This window comes from Pseudoalteromonas sp. SR43-3 (assembly GCF_014163875.1).
Lineage (GTDB): Bacteria > Pseudomonadota > Gammaproteobacteria > Enterobacterales > Alteromonadaceae > Pseudoalteromonas > Pseudoalteromonas distincta.
Genome location: NZ_JACJEC010000011.1, coordinates 56,066 through 71,520, shown reverse-complemented (window position 1 = coordinate 71,520; position 15,455 = coordinate 56,066). Strand labels below are relative to the sequence as shown.

Below are 15,455 nucleotides of genomic sequence, written 5' to 3'. Positions count from 1 at the left end.
TATCAACTATGTATGGTTAATAACCACACTTCATAGGCTCTGCCTTGCTTAAATACCAAACAGTCTACTGCAAATTCAACCTCAAAAAATAAACAGGCCCTAATAAGAAAGGTAGCGCATAACTCATATGGTAGCTAAGCGCTTTTAGAAGTGTTTGGTTATTAACTACATCGCTTATTTTGCTCATTTAAATAAGCATCTACAAAACCTACTTCCATCGGTTTTGAAAAGTAATAACCTTGTAGGTGAGATACACCAATTTTAGTGAGTGTGTTTGCTTGCTCAATAGTTTCAACGCCTTCTGCAACAACAATAAAATCTAAAGTAGAGGCCATTTGTACAATTGCATGAATAATACTTAACCCTCTTTTATCCATATTTTGAATAAAGCTTCTGTCTATTTTTACTATATCGACACCAATATCAAGCATGCTTGATAGTGATGAGTAGCCTGTACCAAAATCATCAATTGAAATACAAAAGCCTTGTTTTTGTAGTGCTTTAACGGCTGTCAAAAATGTGAGTTTATCCTCGGCAAATACTGACTCAGTAATTTCTATGTGTAGGTTTTTAGGTTCTACCAGGTGGCGATTTACTATTTTTAATACCTTAGATACAAAATCAGGATCTTGTAGCTGAATAACCGATACGTTTACGCTTATAGCAATTTGTGGTTGTAAGTGACTTAATTTTGTTGCTTGTATACATGCCTGTTCTATTACCCAAATACCTAACTCGGTTATTAAACCGTATTGCTCGGCAATAGCTATAAATTCATCAGGGAAAATATTTTCACCATCTAGTTGCCAGCGTAATAATGATTCAAAAGAGGTTACTTTTGAGGTTTTGCTATCAACAATTGGTTGAAATACTAGCCTTAAACTATTTTCTTCTATGGCACTGGCTAGGCGTTGACTCAAAAGATACTCCCTTTCTTGTATTAATTTGAGTGAATCGTTATAAATATTGATATTACCTTTCGCGATGCGTTTTTGGTGATACATTGCAGTATCAGCAGAGCGAATTAAAGTATTAAAATCACTCCCGTGCTCAGGATACATGGCAATACCAATAGTTGCAGATACCCATTTTTGATATTTATATGTTTCATGCTCGGCACCAATGCTTTGTAGTACTTTATCTGCAAACTCGATAAGCTCAGCTTGTTTTTGATACGTTGCTAAAATTAAAAACTCATCCCCGCCCCATCGGCATTTAAATAGCTGTTGATTGCATACATTACTAATTCTTCGTGCTATTTCTTTTAATACTTTATCGCCTACTTTATGACCCAACGAATCATTTATTTGTTTAAACCCATCTAAATCTACAAATAATAAAGCAAAGGGTTCTTGAGGGTTGTCTGCTAGTTGTCTGTTTGCATTTTTTAAAAATGCGGTTCGGTTTAATAGATTTGTAAGTGGATCGGTATTAGACAGGTGGTAAATTTCTTCTGTGCGTTGCTCAACCTTGTTTTCCATTTCATTAAGCAGCTCTCTGTTTTGGTTTTTGAGCTTGATTGCGCTGTGTGTAAATGTGGCTGATTTGTACGATGAAGCTACCATAATAGCAGTAAATGCTAGGCCTAAAATACCGAGGACAGAGTTGTAGTTTTCGTTAGAAAAGGTTAATAAAAAAGAGTAGGGCGCCAGTAAAATAATGCTATAGAGTACAGCGGTTACTCGACTTCCTGAAAGCAGATTTGCAGAGCCTCCTGCAAAGGCAGATAAAATAGCAATCGTGGTTGTCGTCTCTATTGCTGATGAGGTGCTATGAAACCAAAGTGCATACCCACACCACGATAGCGCAGTTAAAATACACCCGGTTGAAAATCTTTTTGAGTATGTGTCAGCATTAAATAGCGGGCTATCCTTTTTGGTTTTATAAAACCATATTACATCAATAGCGCGAGCTGCTAATAAGACAACCATAATGCTTAGCCAAATACTTTTTTCGTAGGATATTTTCTGGTTATTTAAATCAAAAGCAAACACTAATATAAAACTGACTACAATCGAAATGGTAATGCCAGAGATGGCATTAGAGTATAAAATTTTAACGGATTCTCTGCGTTCTTCACTATTTAGATTTTTATATGGCACTAAGTAAAACCTTATACAAAAGTCACTCCAACTAGCGATGGAGAAACGTTCAAGAAATACTGCAAATATTCCAGATGAACAAAAGCGTATTAAACATCGATTAGTTAGGCTCTAATCCTGAGTATAGGAATAAATATAGTTTATGAAAGCAAAAAAAAAAGCTAGTACAGTAAAAAGGCTCATAATAAATAATCATTATGAGCCTTAAAATTATTAAGCAGGTTAAAGTGTTAACGACTTTACTTGCTGTTTAGTAGATTTAGCCTTCGAAATCACTATCGTTATGGCGCTCTGCCATTTGATCTTCTTCAGGGCCCCATGTGCGATTTACGCGGCGGCCGCGCTTTACAGCAGGGCGATCAGCAACTTGTTTTGCCCAACGAACAACATGAGTGTATGAGGCAACATCTAAAAATTCAGCTGCGTCATATAAGTCGCCTAAAACAAGCGAGCCATACCAGGGCCAAATTGCAATATCGGCAATTGAGTATTCATCACCCGCCATGTATTCATTTTCGCTTAAATGACGATTTAACACGTCAAGTTGGCGTTTAGTTTCCATAGTAAAACGATCAATAGGGTATTGCATTTTACTTGGTGCGTAACTATAAAAGTGACCAAACCCACCACCTAAGTATGGCGCTGAGCCCATTTGCCAAAATAGCCAGTTACGACACTGCGTTTTAGCTTTTAAATCCTTAGGGATGAGTACATCAAATTTTTCAGCCAAATACTGTAAAATAGAACCTGATTCAAAAACGCGAGTAGGTGGGGTAGTTGAATGATCCATTAGCGCTGGGATTTTTGAGTTTGGATTAATATCAACAAAGTCAGATCCAAACTGATCGCCATCACCTATGTTTATTAAATATGCGTCATAGTCTGCATCGGTGCAACCAAGCTGTAAAAGCTCTTCAAACATGATTGTAGCTTTTTGGCCATTTGGCGTAGCAAGAGAATAAAGCTGAAATGCGTGCTCGCCAATAGGTAGAGTTTTGTCATGAGTCGCGCCTGCAATTGGGCGGTTAATGCTGGCAAATTTACCGCCACTTTCACTTTCCCACGTCCATACTTTTGGTGGCGTGTATTCGTTTTGATCGCTCATAAATAACCTCAATGTTAAATGGAAATGTTTAATACTTACTCATAAATGTGGCCATAAAAAATTAATTAAAGGCCCTAAATATTTAATTTACCGACCTTTTAATTTACCGACCTTTTAATTTATCGGCTTTTGCTAATCTATAACCTAAAAACAACCCGCTTAGCGCTCCAAATAAATGGCTTTCAAACGATACATGATAGCGCTGAGGTAAAACACCCCATATAAAACCGCTATAAAGTATAGCTACTACAACTGCAATTATAATTGATTTTAATGAGCGTCTTACTAAGCCGTAGCATAGAATAAAGCCCCATAAACCATATATAACACCGCTTAAACCAACATGTATGTTACTGCGCCCAAATGCCCAAACTAAGAGCCCACCGACTAGAGCTGTAAAAATAAATACGTTATAAAAACGTTTTACGCTGTACTGGCAAATTAGCCAACTTAATACTACAAATGGAATCATATTACTGGCAAAGTGCCACCAGCTACCATGTAAAAAAGGTGCGCATAGTATGCCAATTAATCCTTGGGTACTGCGTGGATATATGCCTAAACCATTAATATTTATGCCAGGTAGACTATTGATCACCTGTAGTACGAAGCAAATAACAACAATACTAAATATTGCGAAACGGGTACTTGTTAGTAATGACAGTGTGGTTGGCTTGGTTGCCATATAATCGCCCTAATTGACTTTAAGAGTTGCCAGTATAGGAATTGTATTTGCTAATGAAAAGCAATTAAAAAAGCACAGCATTAAATGCTGTGCTTAATTTTAATTATTACTCACTATTAACCTAATTTAGTTAATAGTTTTTTTGCAGCAAGTTCAGAGCTTGCTGGGTTTTGGCCGGTAATTACTAAACCGTCTTCTAGTGCTAATACACCCCAGTCGTCAGTTTTTTGATAATCGCCACCTTTTTTAATTAGCTCGTCTTCAACTAAAAATGGCACGATATCGGTAAGTTGCACTGCAGCTTCTTCAGAGTTAGTAAAACCAGTTACTTTTTTACCCGCTACTAGTGCATTGCCATCGGCATCTTTAACATTTAAAAATGCAGCACTTGCATGACATACCGCAGCAACAGGTTTTTGCTCTTTTACAAAGCTTTCGATAAGAGAGATTGAATCTGTGTTGTCAACCAAGTCCCATAATGGACCGTGACCGCCTGGGTAAAATACAGCGTCAAAATCGCTAGATTTTACTTCACTCAACACTTTAGTGTTTGCCATTAATGTTTGCGCCGCGCTATCGGCGTCGTAACGTTTTGTTGCATCTGTTTGAAAATCGGCAAGTGTACTTGTCGGATCAATGGGTGGTTGGCCGCCAGCTGGAGACGCTAATGTTACTTCAACGCCTGCATCAACGAAGGCGTAATAAGGGGCTGCAAATTCTTCTACCCAAAAACCTGTTTTTTCGCCAGTGTTACCAAGTTCTGCGTGAGATGTAAGAACCATAAGTACTTTTTTAGACATTGAATATATTCCTTCTGATGATTTGAATTAGTTTATCTTGCTTACAAATTACTATATGCACTAACACTGCTTTAAACAACGATGATAAATTTAACTTTATTGGTTTAATAATTGATACAATAAAAAGGTTGAATTTAAAACACACTACGGAGCATTTATGAAAGTGTCGTTTGAGCAGTTAAAGAGCATGGTTGTATTTGCACAAATTGTAGAGCAGGGCAGCTTAACCGCTGCTGCCAAACAGCTAGGGCTTACGCGAGCAGTTGCAAGTTATCATTTAAAAAAATTAGAAACGCAGCTTGAAGTTACTTTACTAAATCGCTCAACCCGTACCATGGCGCTCACTGAAGCAGGCATAGCTTATTATGAGCGTTGTAGAATAATTACCGAACAAGCTAATGCGGCTAATCAGCAAATAGAAAATATAAAGAGCGAGCCACAAGGTTTACTTAAAATTAGTTGCCCAGTAAATGTGGGAATGCAGTTAATTGTGCCTGCAATAAATACGTTTAAGCGCCAATACCCTAAAATTCAAATAGACTTACAGCTTACTGACGATGTGGTTGATATTATTAAAAATGGGTTTGATTTTGCAATTAGGGGCGTGGCACTGAGTGACTCCAACTTGCAGGCAACCAAGCTGACTACAATGAGCACTTGTATTTGTGGCGCGCCTGAATACTTTGCACATTTTGGTAAACCTAAAACGCCTTTAGAGCTAGCAGAGCACCAATGGGTCGTTTATCAATTGGGCAGTAAAACATTAACACTTCAAAAAGATGGCAAAAAACACGATATTACAATGCAAGGCGCCTTAAGCACCAATAATGCCGCTGCTCGTACTGCTTTTGTTGAAGCAGGGCATGGCATTGGGCGTATTCCGCTTTACGATGCGTGGCCAAAAGTGCAAGCTGGACTGCTTGAAATAATATTAGATGATTATAAAAGCAAAGATATTGAGCTTTACGGGGTATTTCCGCCAGGGGCTGCGGGCTCTAAAAAGCTACGATTGTTTATTGATTACTTAAAAGCATACTTTGTAAAACAGCATACCGCTTTAGGTATGCTGAAAAGTACTTAATGAGTAGTTTTTACAGCATTTATAAAGTTCGGCTAAATAATGCCACCGCTTGTTGATACATATTTATCGCAAGGGCTGCATCGTATCGCTCACCTTCATCACGCATAAAGGCATGCTGTGCGTTAACTTCCTGCCACTGGTAATTGATGCCTGTGCTTACGCATTGCTGGTATATTTTAGCGCGGCCTTCTTTTGGCACATGCGGGTCTTGTTTGCCCCATATAAAGTGAATTTCGCCTTGTATATCAGCCATACGCTCGAATGAGTTATTTCCAGGTTGCGCAGGCAATGTGTCGCTGTGAATATCAGTTGCGTATAAACAAAAAGCCGCATTAATTTCAGGATTCAGTGCCGCTCTGTAAGCTAAGTGACCGCCAATACATACGCCCATTGCGCCGACGGAGCCTGTGCAATAGCTTTGTAATCTAATGAAGTCGATCATAGTTTGTGTGTCACTGTCGTGGTGCTCAAGTGGCTTTGCCCACTTGTCGGCATTGCCTTTGTCTTTACCTGTATCATCATAAGCAAGCACAGTGCCTATAGGGTTTAACTCATGAAACACTTCAGGCACTAACACTACAAAGCCATGGCTTGCTAAAATAGCTGCGCTGCGTGCGATGGGGGCAGTTTGCTGAAATATTTCAGAATAAAAAATGATAGCAGGGAACTGTCCTTGCGCTTGAGGGCGATATACAGTTGTTCGCATTAAACCTGTCGGTGTTGGCAAGTCAGCATTATGTTGTTGGATTATCATAAAAAGCGCTCAGTAAAATAAAATTATATATGCTGATATGGTAACTGAGCGCGATAAAATATACGACTTTTGTCGTTGAGTATTTATACCAACCTGCATAAATCTTTGATCAATTTAACGAATTAAATTTCACTACAACGTCGTTAAAAATTTTTTATTTAGAACAACTAGATAAAAAAATTTTTGCCTAGTTCTAGCGTAATTTTCTTAACGTTAAACAGACCCCATATATAAGCAGATTGGTATTAAATACTTGCAGGCATTTTATTACAACTGGCGTAGTAACTTACCGTAGCCGGCCAATCTGAAAAAATACCCATTACCCCCACGTCCTTTGCGAGTACGTCGACTACTGTCATCATGTCGCCATCGTTATCTATAACATCAGCAATTGATTGATAGTAATAACCTCCACCTTCATTAAGCGGGCCCGAGCGCTCAAGGCTCCATGCAATAAGCTTTAAACCTGCTGCTTTTGCGTCAATAGCGTATTGCGATGGCACAATATTACTTTCGCTATCTATTGTTAGCATCATCCAAATTGGAGGAGCTAAAATTTTCACCCCATCAGCCACTAACTCATCCATACCCGGTTGCCATGTTTGTGGGTTACTTGGATCAAATCCGGCTTCACTGTCACGTCCATCTAGGTAAACGCTTTTATCTGCAAAGTCAGGGTTATTGTTAATCCAGTATTTTACGTCTTCAAGGTTAAATGATTGCGGATAAACTTTTGAGGCTGGCACACCCATTTGCGTGTACTCGTCTAGCATTTTTTGCGCATATTGTTCTTGCGTCATTCCATCAAATGGCATACTTACTTGTGGCGATTTTAGCTCTGGTGTCATTTTTACACCTAGCTCATTAAACAGTGCAATGCTTTGTTTATGGGTCATCAATGTGCCGTTGGTGGCATATAAATCAGTGCGCCAACTTGGTGTGCCATCCATGTAATCGGCAACGGTCGTTGCATTAGTGTTTGCACCATCCATTTTACCTTCAAGGGTTAAAAACTCCGCTAAGCTTATATCGCTGGTACAACATTTAGCTGATGCGGCAATACCATTAGCAGGGTCGGCTGGTGTAAATGGCACACTGCATTTAGCTGCAAGTTCAGGAATAGCTAAAATATTAGTTGTGGTATGTAAATCGCATTGAGAGTGGCGACAAACAAGCTCTTTGTCGTTTGTAAATGTAACATCGCATTCAACAATGCCAGCGCCCATTCTCGCTGCCGCAATGTAGGCTTCTTTAGTATGTTCTGGGTATTGCATTGATGCACCGCGATGACCAATAGAAAAATCGGTGCGGTAAAAAGGACCTTCGCTGCATGACTCTAATTTTGTTTTTAGTGTGCTTTGAGCCATATCGTTAATTAAATAGTCAGGGCGAGCCCCTAGCTGAATATTTACTCCTTCAGCAACCTCTACAACAATGGGCGTAGGTACTTCAACAATTTCCACTTCGGTGTTGGTAACAACCACTTCTTTTTCTACTATTTCTACATCATCGTCGCAGCCTGCAAGTGTGGCTAACAATATACAGCTTGTAAGTAAGGTAATACGTTTCATTGTTTATCCTTAAAAAGTAAAATTTGTACTACCTTAATGATTATTAATGACAATTTTGCTACAAGCTTATTAATTTACTTTTTTATTAAGCATTTGATTGACCAATAATGCACCTAACATTATAGCAGCCCCAATACTTAACCGAACTATATCGGCATCTCGGTTCCAGATCAGCACGTTAATTATAATCCCAGCTGGGATAAGCAAGTTATTCATAACTGCCAAAGCACCTACGTTGACAAGGGTTGCGCCTTTATTCCACATAAAGTAACCAAGTCCTGATGCAACCAACCCTAAATAAATTAGTATGCCCCACTGTGTGAAAGTGGTTGGTAATTTGTTTGAGTTACCAAATAATGCATAGCAAATTGTGGCAATAATAAGTGCGCCTATAAAAAACCATCCAAATACGGCTTTGTCATCAAGCTGATTGTTATTCATTAAGCGTTTGTAGGTAACTTGGCCTACAGCAAAACTTATATTCGCCCCTTGAACGATTAATAAGCCGATTATGAAATCGCTATTTAGGTTTTCGTAACGAATAGTAATTGCACCGATTACAGCAATAAGTGCGACTATAAAAAAGCGTGGGTTAAAGCGTCTGTTCAATACATCATTTAGCAGGGTAATGTACAAAGGAGTCATTACAGTAAATAGCAGCACTTCGGGAACGGTTAAAAATAAAAATGAGTGGTAGTAAAAGCTATACATAACACCAAGTTGTATAGCGCCAATCAGCATAAGCTTTAAGGCTAAAGGTTTAGGCGTTTGTTTGAGCTTTAAAAAAGGTAAAAAAATCAGTGTTGCCAGTGCTATGCGTATTAATACGCTAAACCAAGCGTCAACTTGGCCTGCTAAATACACACCAATTAAACTAAACGAAAACGCCCAAAGCAAAGTGACTGCAAATAAGTACTGCATAACCATCATCTTTTAATAAATATTGAGCTAAGTTTATCTGTTATATGTGAGGGTATAAACAATAAAAGCCCGCAAGCGGGCTTTTATAAAAGTGAGCTTAATAAATTAAGTTATTTACTCAACTAAACCACGGCGCTTAAGTAATGCGTCGGTAGTTGGTTTTTGACCTCTAAACTCAATGTAGCTTTGCATTAAGTCGCGGCTGTTACCTTTAGATAGGATTTCTTTACGGAACTTATCACCATTTTTACGTGTTAAGCCGCCGTTGTTTTCCATGTGTGCAAAGGCATCGGCTGCAAATACTTCAGTCCAAAGGTATGCGTAGTAACCCGCAGAGTAACCACCGGCAAATGTATGGCTAAAGTAGTTTGATTTATAACGCGGTGGTACAGGGTAGTAATCAATACCGTGTGCTTTTAGCGCATCGCTTTCAAACTTTTGAACATCAGTAATTTTTTTATCTGAGCCAAACGAGTGCCATTCCATATCAAGTAAAGCAGCTGCTAAATATTCAGTGGTACCAAAACCTTGGTTGAATTTTTGCGATGCAAGTACTTTATCAAGTAAAGCTTGTGGAATTGGCTCACCTGTTTTGTAGTGTTTGGCGTAGTTAGCAAGTACCGTAGGTTCAATCATCCAATCTTCATTCGCTTGCGACGGAAACTCAACAAAGTCACGCGCTGTAGCAGTACCCGCTAAGCTTGGGTATTTAACGTCAGAGAATAAACCGTGCGCCGCATGACCAAACTCATGGAACATAGTTGACACTTCGTCAAACGTCATTAACGTTGGCTCGCCTTCAGCAGGTTTTGGAATGTTTTGGGCATTGTAAATTACAGGTTTAGTGCCTTTTAAGCCGCTTTGACTTACGTAAGCGCTCATCCATGCACCGCCACGCTTACCTTCACGTGCGTATGGGTCTAAGTAAAATAAACCGATGGCGCTGCCGTCAGCGTTAAATACTTCGTAGGCTGTAACATCTTCATGATAAACCGGTAAGTCTTTACGCTCTTTAAATGTAATACCATATAGCTTGTTCATTGCAAAGAATAAACCATCGTGAATTACAGAATCCATTTCAAAGTAAGGCTTAACAAGGGCAGGATCTAAGTCGTACTTTTCAGCACGTACTTTTTCTGCGTAAAAAGCCCAATCCCATGGTTTAAGCTCAAAGCTTTCACCTGAATCGTTAATTACTTTTTGAATAGCAGCAGCTTCAATTTTAGCTTTTTCAACTGCTTTTGGTGCTAGGTCATCTAAAATGCCGTACACGTTGTCAGTTGTTTGTGCCATACGCGAAGTCATTACATACGATGCCCAATCTTTAAACCCTAGTAGCTCCGCTTTTTGAGCGCGTAGGTTGGTTTCTTCAATAATAATTGGGCCGTTAGTTTTTGCTGCACGGTTAGCAGAGGCTTTAAATATTTGCTCACGAAGGTCGCGGTTTTCAAGGCTTGATAAAATTGGCTGTTGAGTCGTATTTACTAGCGTGATCATGTAGCCGTCTTTACCTGCTTTTTTAGCAGCGGCCGCAAGACCTGCAATTTCACCTTCAGAAAGGCCAGCAAGTTTAGATTTATCGGTAACGACAATGACATCTTCTTTAAACGATTTTAAAATGTTTTGAGAAAACGCAGTAGAAAGCTCTGCAAGTTGTGAGTTGATTTCACGCATTTTTGCTTTTTCAGCGTCATTTAATTTAGCGCCTGCTTTTACAAATTGCTTATAGTAAAAATCCACAAGGCGTTGATCTTCAGCATTAAGCGAGTCTTTGTTGTCGTAAATAGTTTGTACGCGCTTGAATAATGCACCATTTAAGTAAATGTCGTCAGAGTGAGCAGATAATACCGGCGCCATTTTTTTACTTATACGTTGGTATTCGTCATCAGAAATCAAACCTGAAAGGTTATAAAAAGCAGCTGATACACGGTTTAGTAGCTCGCCAGACATTTCCATTTCAACTAATGTATTTTTAAAAGTTGCAGGAGCTGGGTTGTTAGCAATAGCTTGTATTTGCGCAGTATGCTGAGCAATACCAGCATCAAAGCCGGCTTCGTAGTCTTTTGTACCAAACTTATCAAACTCAGGTGCCATGTATTGTAATGGGCTTGGTTTGAATAAAACATTGTTTGCGTTCATGTCTTGCACTTGTGCTGCGCTCTCTTTTGCCATGTCTTGAGGTTCGTTAGAAGAACAAGCCGATAGGATTAGGGCACTAGCAATAGTAGTGGCGATCAGGGTTTTACGCATAATAACTCCATAAAAAGATTAGCCGAAATAGGCTTTGCGAGTCGAAAAACCTAGTTAACTTATCAAATTTGTGGGTTTATACAATAAAGTTTATCGGTATTAAGGGGGATTTGAACGCAAATTAGCTAATAATTAGTATTAAGGTGGGTAAAAGTAGCTCTAAAATTAAACGTTAAAGCTACTTAATTATACGATTGTGTGCTTGAGAGGGGGTTAGTTATAACCTAAAACAAATTTTTTCTCTGAGCCAAAGCTATTAGATTGCTGCCCAAACTCTTTATTAATAGTTGCTAGAGTTTGCTCTTGTTCGGCCAGCAAGCACAAAACTTTATTTCGGTAATCGAGGCTGCTTTCAAACAATTTTAAATCTACCTGCGGCTGCAAAGTAGCGAGTCTTTGATTTAGAGTAAGTTGTGTCATATGTGATCTCCAGTGCTTGTACACTATTTATATAGCACTCGGTGCAATAAAGAGTTAATAAATTGTTTATAAAATTCATATTGAACTTATTAACTTCGCGTTTTAGTTATATTATGACGTGCTAAGCTTAGCGAAAACTGAACCACACTTATTTTTAGTGAACAAATAACAATCAAAAAAAATATTGGGAACACTTATGACCCTCGAACAAATTAATCAATACTTAGCCTTTGTAATATTCACTTATAACGATGTGAATATTACGGTAGCAAAAGTAATTCAAGTGCCACTTATATTGTTTGCTATGTGGTTTGTAGTCACACGTATTGGCAAGCTTATTAAAAAAACATTACTCGCTAAAAAAATAAGCCAAGATGCAGTGCATTTGTTTACTCGCATTTACTTTATTTTAAGTATCGCAATTTTAATTTTTACATCGCTTGAAGTACTCAGCATCCCGCTTACGGCATTTGCTTTTGTATCCGGTGCGATTGCTATTGGTGTAGGTTTTGGTGCACAAAACATTATTAATAACTTTATCAGCGGTTGGATATTGATGTGGGAACGTCCAATTCGCATTGGTGACTTTTTAGAGGTAGGTAACGCAAAGGGCGTAGTTGAAACTATTAATACGCGTTCTACACGTATTCGCCGAAATGACGGCGTACATATGCTTATACCTAATTCTCAATTGCTCGAAAATACAGTAACAAACTGGACGCTGATAGATGGCAATGCACGCTCATCGGTCAGTGTCGGCGTTGCGTATGGTTCAGACGTTATACTGGTTAAAAAGCTTATCCAGCAAGTGCTTGATGATCATGATGCAATATTGGTTAATCCAAAGTCATCGGTGTTATTTGATGACTTTGCAGATAGCTCGCTTGTATTTAATGCTATTTTTTGGGTATGCGCCGAGTCTGAAACCACGCTTAGAAAAGTGCGCAGTGATATTCGTTTTAGTATTTATGCTGTATTTGAAGAGCATGATGTAGTGATTGCGTTTCCACAGCGCGATATTCATATAGATGGTGAAATTGCTTTTAAAAGGTCGTAGTTCTAATAAAAAAAGTCGCTTGCGGGTGACTTTTTTATGAGTAACCACAACGTTTCTATTTTGGGTTAATATGTAAAGCAATCCATTTTTCCTACTTTACTTCGCGATCTTCAATAAAGGACATATGTCCTCATTATTAGGTTTTTGCATCTAAATATTGATAAAAACACGTAATCTTGTAGTTAAATGTTGCAAAAAAGTTTCCATTTATGTTCATATTTATGCAGTAAAATTATTACACAATGGTATAATCTTAATTGTTCGTTCAGCCTTGTTACTCCGTTTTGTACTCTCGGTGATGAGGTCCGCGCGCCATATAGCAAGTCGCGAAAAATTGTACGAGCCCGCAATGAATACATTGCGCAACACAAAAAACCGTTGAACAAGAGTGCATACTAAAGGTTAATACCCGACATGAAATCATTAAAGAAATCTGCAATAGCGACAATTATTAACGCTGCACTACTATCTGCTGCTGGCACATCTATTTCAGCATTCGCCGCTGAAGAAGAAACGGCTAAAAAAAGCAATCAACTAGAAGTTATTCAAGTTACCGCCCGTAAACGCGTAGAAAATGCACAAGAAGTACCTGTAGCAGTATCTGCATTACAAGGTGATAACCTTGATGCATATAGCTCTGCAGGTATGGATATTCGCTTTTTAAATGCGAAAATTCCAAGTTTATCTATTGAGTCTTCATTTGGTCGTTCATTCCCACGCTTTTACGTTCGTGGTTTAGGTAATACCGATTTCGATTTGAATGCATCACAACCAGTATCACTTGTTGTTGATGAAGTAGTTCAAGAAAATGCAATTTTAAAAGGTTTCCCAGTATTTGATGTTGAACGCGTAGAAGTATTACGTGGTCCTCAAGGAACGCTATTTGGCCGTAACACGCCAGCTGGCCTTGTTAAGTTTGATACTGTTAAACCAAGCCAAGAATTTGATGGATATGGCTCTGTTTCATACGGTAGCCGTGGTGCTGTAGATACAAGTGGTGCTGTAGGTGGTGCTTTAACTGACCGTTTATCTGCTCGTGTTTCATTATTATGGCAAGACAAAGACGATTACATTGATAACCAAGCTCCAGGCTTTGAAGCTAAAGATGAGCAAGGTGGTTACACTGAAAAAGCGGCACGCGTTCAGTTTTTATATGAAGGCGATGATTTTACTGCTTTATTAAACTATCACACACGTGACTTAGATGGCTCACCAATTGCCTTTCGTGCAAATGTAATTAAAGCGGGTACTAATGAGCTAGTAGATAACTACGAAAATGATGTTGTTTATCAAGATGCGGCATCTCGCTCTACTCAACAAGTAGAATCGGAAGGTGCAAGCTTAAAGCTTGAGTGGGAACTTAAAAACCACACAATCACTTCTATTTCTGCATGGGAAAGTGCTGAAATTTATTCTCGCGCTGACATCGACGGCGGTTATGGTGCTTCTTATATTCCAGATTTCATGGGACCCGGTTTTATCCCTTTCTCTTCAGAAAGTGCTGATGGCATTCCAGATCACGACCAGTTGACGCAAGAGCTACGTTTATCTAGTAACTTTGATGGTGACTTAAATTATCAAGTAGGTGTATTTTACTTTGATGAAGAGCTAACGATTGAAAACTTCAGCTACGATACATTCTCAACACCTAATGCTGGTGCTTTAAATGGTTATGTTCGCCAACAACAAGACACAACTGCATGGGCTGTATTTGGTTCTGTAGATTATACTTTTTCAGATGATTTAAAAGTAACAGCGGGCCTTCGTTATTCTGATGATGATAAAGATTTTGTAGCTGATCGTACACTTAGCCCAATTGGTGGCGGTGCATTACTTGTAGAGCGTGATGTTAGTGACGACCATGTTAGCTGGGATTTATCTGCAAACTATAAAGTAAACGATGATGTTAACTGGTACGGCCGTGTAGCAAACAGCTTCCGCGCACCTAGTTTACAAGGTCGTATTTTATTTGGTGATGACGTTACAACAGCTGAGTCAGAAACGGTAACATCGTACGAGACAGGTATTAAATCAGACGTGCTAGACGGCCAAGGCCGTGTAAATGCAACTGTATTTTACTACACGATGGACGACCAACAGCTTACTGCTGTAGGCGGTGGTGCTAACTTTAACCGTTTAGTTAATGCTGATAAAACGACTGGCTATGGTTTTGAGTTAGACTCGCAGTGGGTATTAAGCGATGAGTTTAATGCAACGTTTAACTTAAGCTACAATAAAACAGAAATTAAAGATAACGATTTAGCTGTCGCTGTTTGTGCTCAATGTACTGTAACTGACCCAATTAATGGTTCTGGTCTTGCTGTACTTGATGGTAATAGCTTACCGCATGCTCCTGAGTGGATCTCTAACTTTACGCTTCGCTACACTAAAGAACTTGCCGATGGTAATTTCTTCGCAAGCGGTGATATTTCTTATCGTAGTAAAATCAATATGTTCCTTTACGAATCAGTAGAGTTTGAAGGTAAAGAGCTTATTGAAACAGGTCTTCGTACAGGTTACACATGGTCTGAAGGCGATTACGAATACGAAGTTGCTGCGTTTGTTCGTAACTTATTTGACGAGCAACAAGTTATTGGCGCTGTAGATTTCAATAACAATACAGGTATTGTTAACGAAGAGCGTTATGTTGGTGCTGAATTTAAAGTTAACTTCTTCTAGAGATAACCTTAAATTATATTAATTTTTAAA

The 15,455-nt window shown here is 38.8% G+C and carries 12 protein-coding genes; 3 read left to right on the top strand and 9 right to left on the bottom strand.

All coding sequences use genetic code 11. From position 1 onward, the window contains the following. Window positions 1-161: 161 nt before the first annotated feature. The 4 genes from H5088_RS13335 to H5088_RS13320 all read right to left on the bottom strand — a co-directional run bounded on the left by H5088_RS13335 (window position 162) and on the right by H5088_RS13320 (window position 4,692). Window positions 162-2,102 (bottom strand): EAL domain-containing protein, encoded by a 1,941-nt coding sequence (locus tag H5088_RS13335; protein WP_182753223.1) that lies wholly within the window; start codon window positions 2,100-2,102, stop codon window positions 162-164. A 259-nt stretch (window positions 2,103-2,361) separates the two neighbouring features. After that, window positions 2,362-3,207, bottom strand: coding sequence for a glutathione-dependent disulfide-bond oxidoreductase (gene yghU / locus H5088_RS13330; protein WP_024597039.1), 846 nt, complete (start codon window positions 3,205-3,207; stop codon window positions 2,362-2,364). 103 nt (window positions 3,208-3,310) lie between these two features. After that, complete coding sequence (locus tag H5088_RS13325; protein WP_182753221.1) at window positions 3,311-3,892, bottom strand: rhomboid family intramembrane serine protease; 582 nt, start codon at window positions 3,890-3,892, stop codon at window positions 3,311-3,313. A 116-nt stretch (window positions 3,893-4,008) separates the two neighbouring features. After that, window positions 4,009-4,692 (bottom strand): type 1 glutamine amidotransferase domain-containing protein, encoded by a 684-nt coding sequence (locus tag H5088_RS13320; protein WP_024597040.1) that lies wholly within the window; start codon window positions 4,690-4,692, stop codon window positions 4,009-4,011. Window positions 4,693-4,849: 157 nt separating this feature from the next. Here H5088_RS13320 and H5088_RS13315 point away from each other — a divergent pair, with 157 nt between their 5' ends. Beyond that, complete coding sequence (locus H5088_RS13315) at window positions 4,850-5,773, top strand: LysR family transcriptional regulator (RefSeq protein WP_024597041.1); 924 nt, start codon at window positions 4,850-4,852, stop codon at window positions 5,771-5,773. A 19-nt stretch (window positions 5,774-5,792) separates the two neighbouring features. On the opposite strand, the gene H5088_RS13310 is transcribed toward H5088_RS13315, so the two are convergent. The 5 genes from H5088_RS13310 to H5088_RS13290 all read right to left on the bottom strand — a co-directional run bounded on the left by H5088_RS13310 (window position 5,793) and on the right by H5088_RS13290 (window position 11,689). Next, complete coding sequence (locus H5088_RS13310; protein ID WP_182753219.1) at window positions 5,793-6,527, bottom strand: dienelactone hydrolase family protein; 735 nt, start codon at window positions 6,525-6,527, stop codon at window positions 5,793-5,795. 245 nt (window positions 6,528-6,772) lie between these two features. After that, window positions 6,773-8,098: a glycerophosphodiester phosphodiesterase family protein gene (locus tag H5088_RS13305; protein ID WP_182753217.1), complete on the bottom strand. Its 1,326-nt coding sequence runs from the start codon at window positions 8,096-8,098 to the stop codon at window positions 6,773-6,775. 69 nt (window positions 8,099-8,167) lie between these two features. Further along, on the bottom strand, window positions 8,168-9,019 hold the full coding sequence (locus H5088_RS13300) for a carboxylate/amino acid/amine transporter (RefSeq protein ID WP_024597044.1): 852 nt from the start codon (window positions 9,017-9,019) through the stop codon (window positions 8,168-8,170). 114 nt (window positions 9,020-9,133) lie between these two features. Further along, window positions 9,134-11,269 carry a M3 family metallopeptidase gene (locus H5088_RS13295; protein WP_182753215.1) on the bottom strand — a complete coding sequence of 712 codons (2,136 nt, stop codon included), beginning with the start codon at window positions 11,267-11,269 and terminating at the stop codon, window positions 9,134-9,136. 213 nt (window positions 11,270-11,482) lie between these two features. After that, window positions 11,483-11,689 (bottom strand): hypothetical protein, encoded by a 207-nt coding sequence (locus H5088_RS13290; RefSeq protein WP_002958182.1) that lies wholly within the window; start codon window positions 11,687-11,689, stop codon window positions 11,483-11,485. A 196-nt stretch (window positions 11,690-11,885) separates the two neighbouring features. On the opposite strand from H5088_RS13290, the gene H5088_RS13285 reads away from it, so the two are divergent. Together H5088_RS13285 and H5088_RS13280 are read left to right on the top strand one after the other, a co-directional pair. After that, window positions 11,886-12,746: a mechanosensitive ion channel family protein gene (locus tag H5088_RS13285; protein ID WP_182753212.1), complete on the top strand. Its 861-nt coding sequence runs from the start codon at window positions 11,886-11,888 to the stop codon at window positions 12,744-12,746. A 414-nt stretch (window positions 12,747-13,160) separates the two neighbouring features. After that, complete coding sequence (locus H5088_RS13280; protein WP_182724978.1) at window positions 13,161-15,425, top strand: TonB-dependent receptor; 2,265 nt, start codon at window positions 13,161-13,163, stop codon at window positions 15,423-15,425. Window positions 15,426-15,455 lie beyond the last annotated feature (30 nt).

Coding starts and splice junctions, on each gene's coding strand:
- yghU (WP_024597039.1), bottom strand. CDS start 3,207: ATGAGCGATCAAAACGAATACACGCCACCAAAAGTATGGACGTGGGAA.
- H5088_RS13305 (WP_182753217.1), bottom strand. CDS start 8,098: ATGAAACGTATTACCTTACTTACAAGCTGTATATTGTTAGCCACACTT.
- H5088_RS13320 (WP_024597040.1), bottom strand. CDS start 4,692: ATGTCTAAAAAAGTACTTATGGTTCTTACATCTCACGCAGAACTTGGT.
- H5088_RS13280 (WP_182724978.1), top strand. CDS start 13,161: ATGAAATCATTAAAGAAATCTGCAATAGCGACAATTATTAACGCTGCA.
- H5088_RS13310 (WP_182753219.1), bottom strand. CDS start 6,527: ATGATAATCCAACAACATAATGCTGACTTGCCAACACCGACAGGTTTA.
- H5088_RS13285 (WP_182753212.1), top strand. CDS start 11,886: ATGACCCTCGAACAAATTAATCAATACTTAGCCTTTGTAATATTCACT.
- H5088_RS13300 (WP_024597044.1), bottom strand. CDS start 9,019: ATGCAGTACTTATTTGCAGTCACTTTGCTTTGGGCGTTTTCGTTTAGT.
- H5088_RS13295 (WP_182753215.1), bottom strand. CDS start 11,269: ATGCGTAAAACCCTGATCGCCACTACTATTGCTAGTGCCCTAATCCTA.
- H5088_RS13290 (WP_002958182.1), bottom strand. CDS start 11,689: ATGACACAACTTACTCTAAATCAAAGACTCGCTACTTTGCAGCCGCAG.
- H5088_RS13315 (WP_024597041.1), top strand. CDS start 4,850: ATGAAAGTGTCGTTTGAGCAGTTAAAGAGCATGGTTGTATTTGCACAA.
- H5088_RS13325 (WP_182753221.1), bottom strand. CDS start 3,892: ATGGCAACCAAGCCAACCACACTGTCATTACTAACAAGTACCCGTTTC.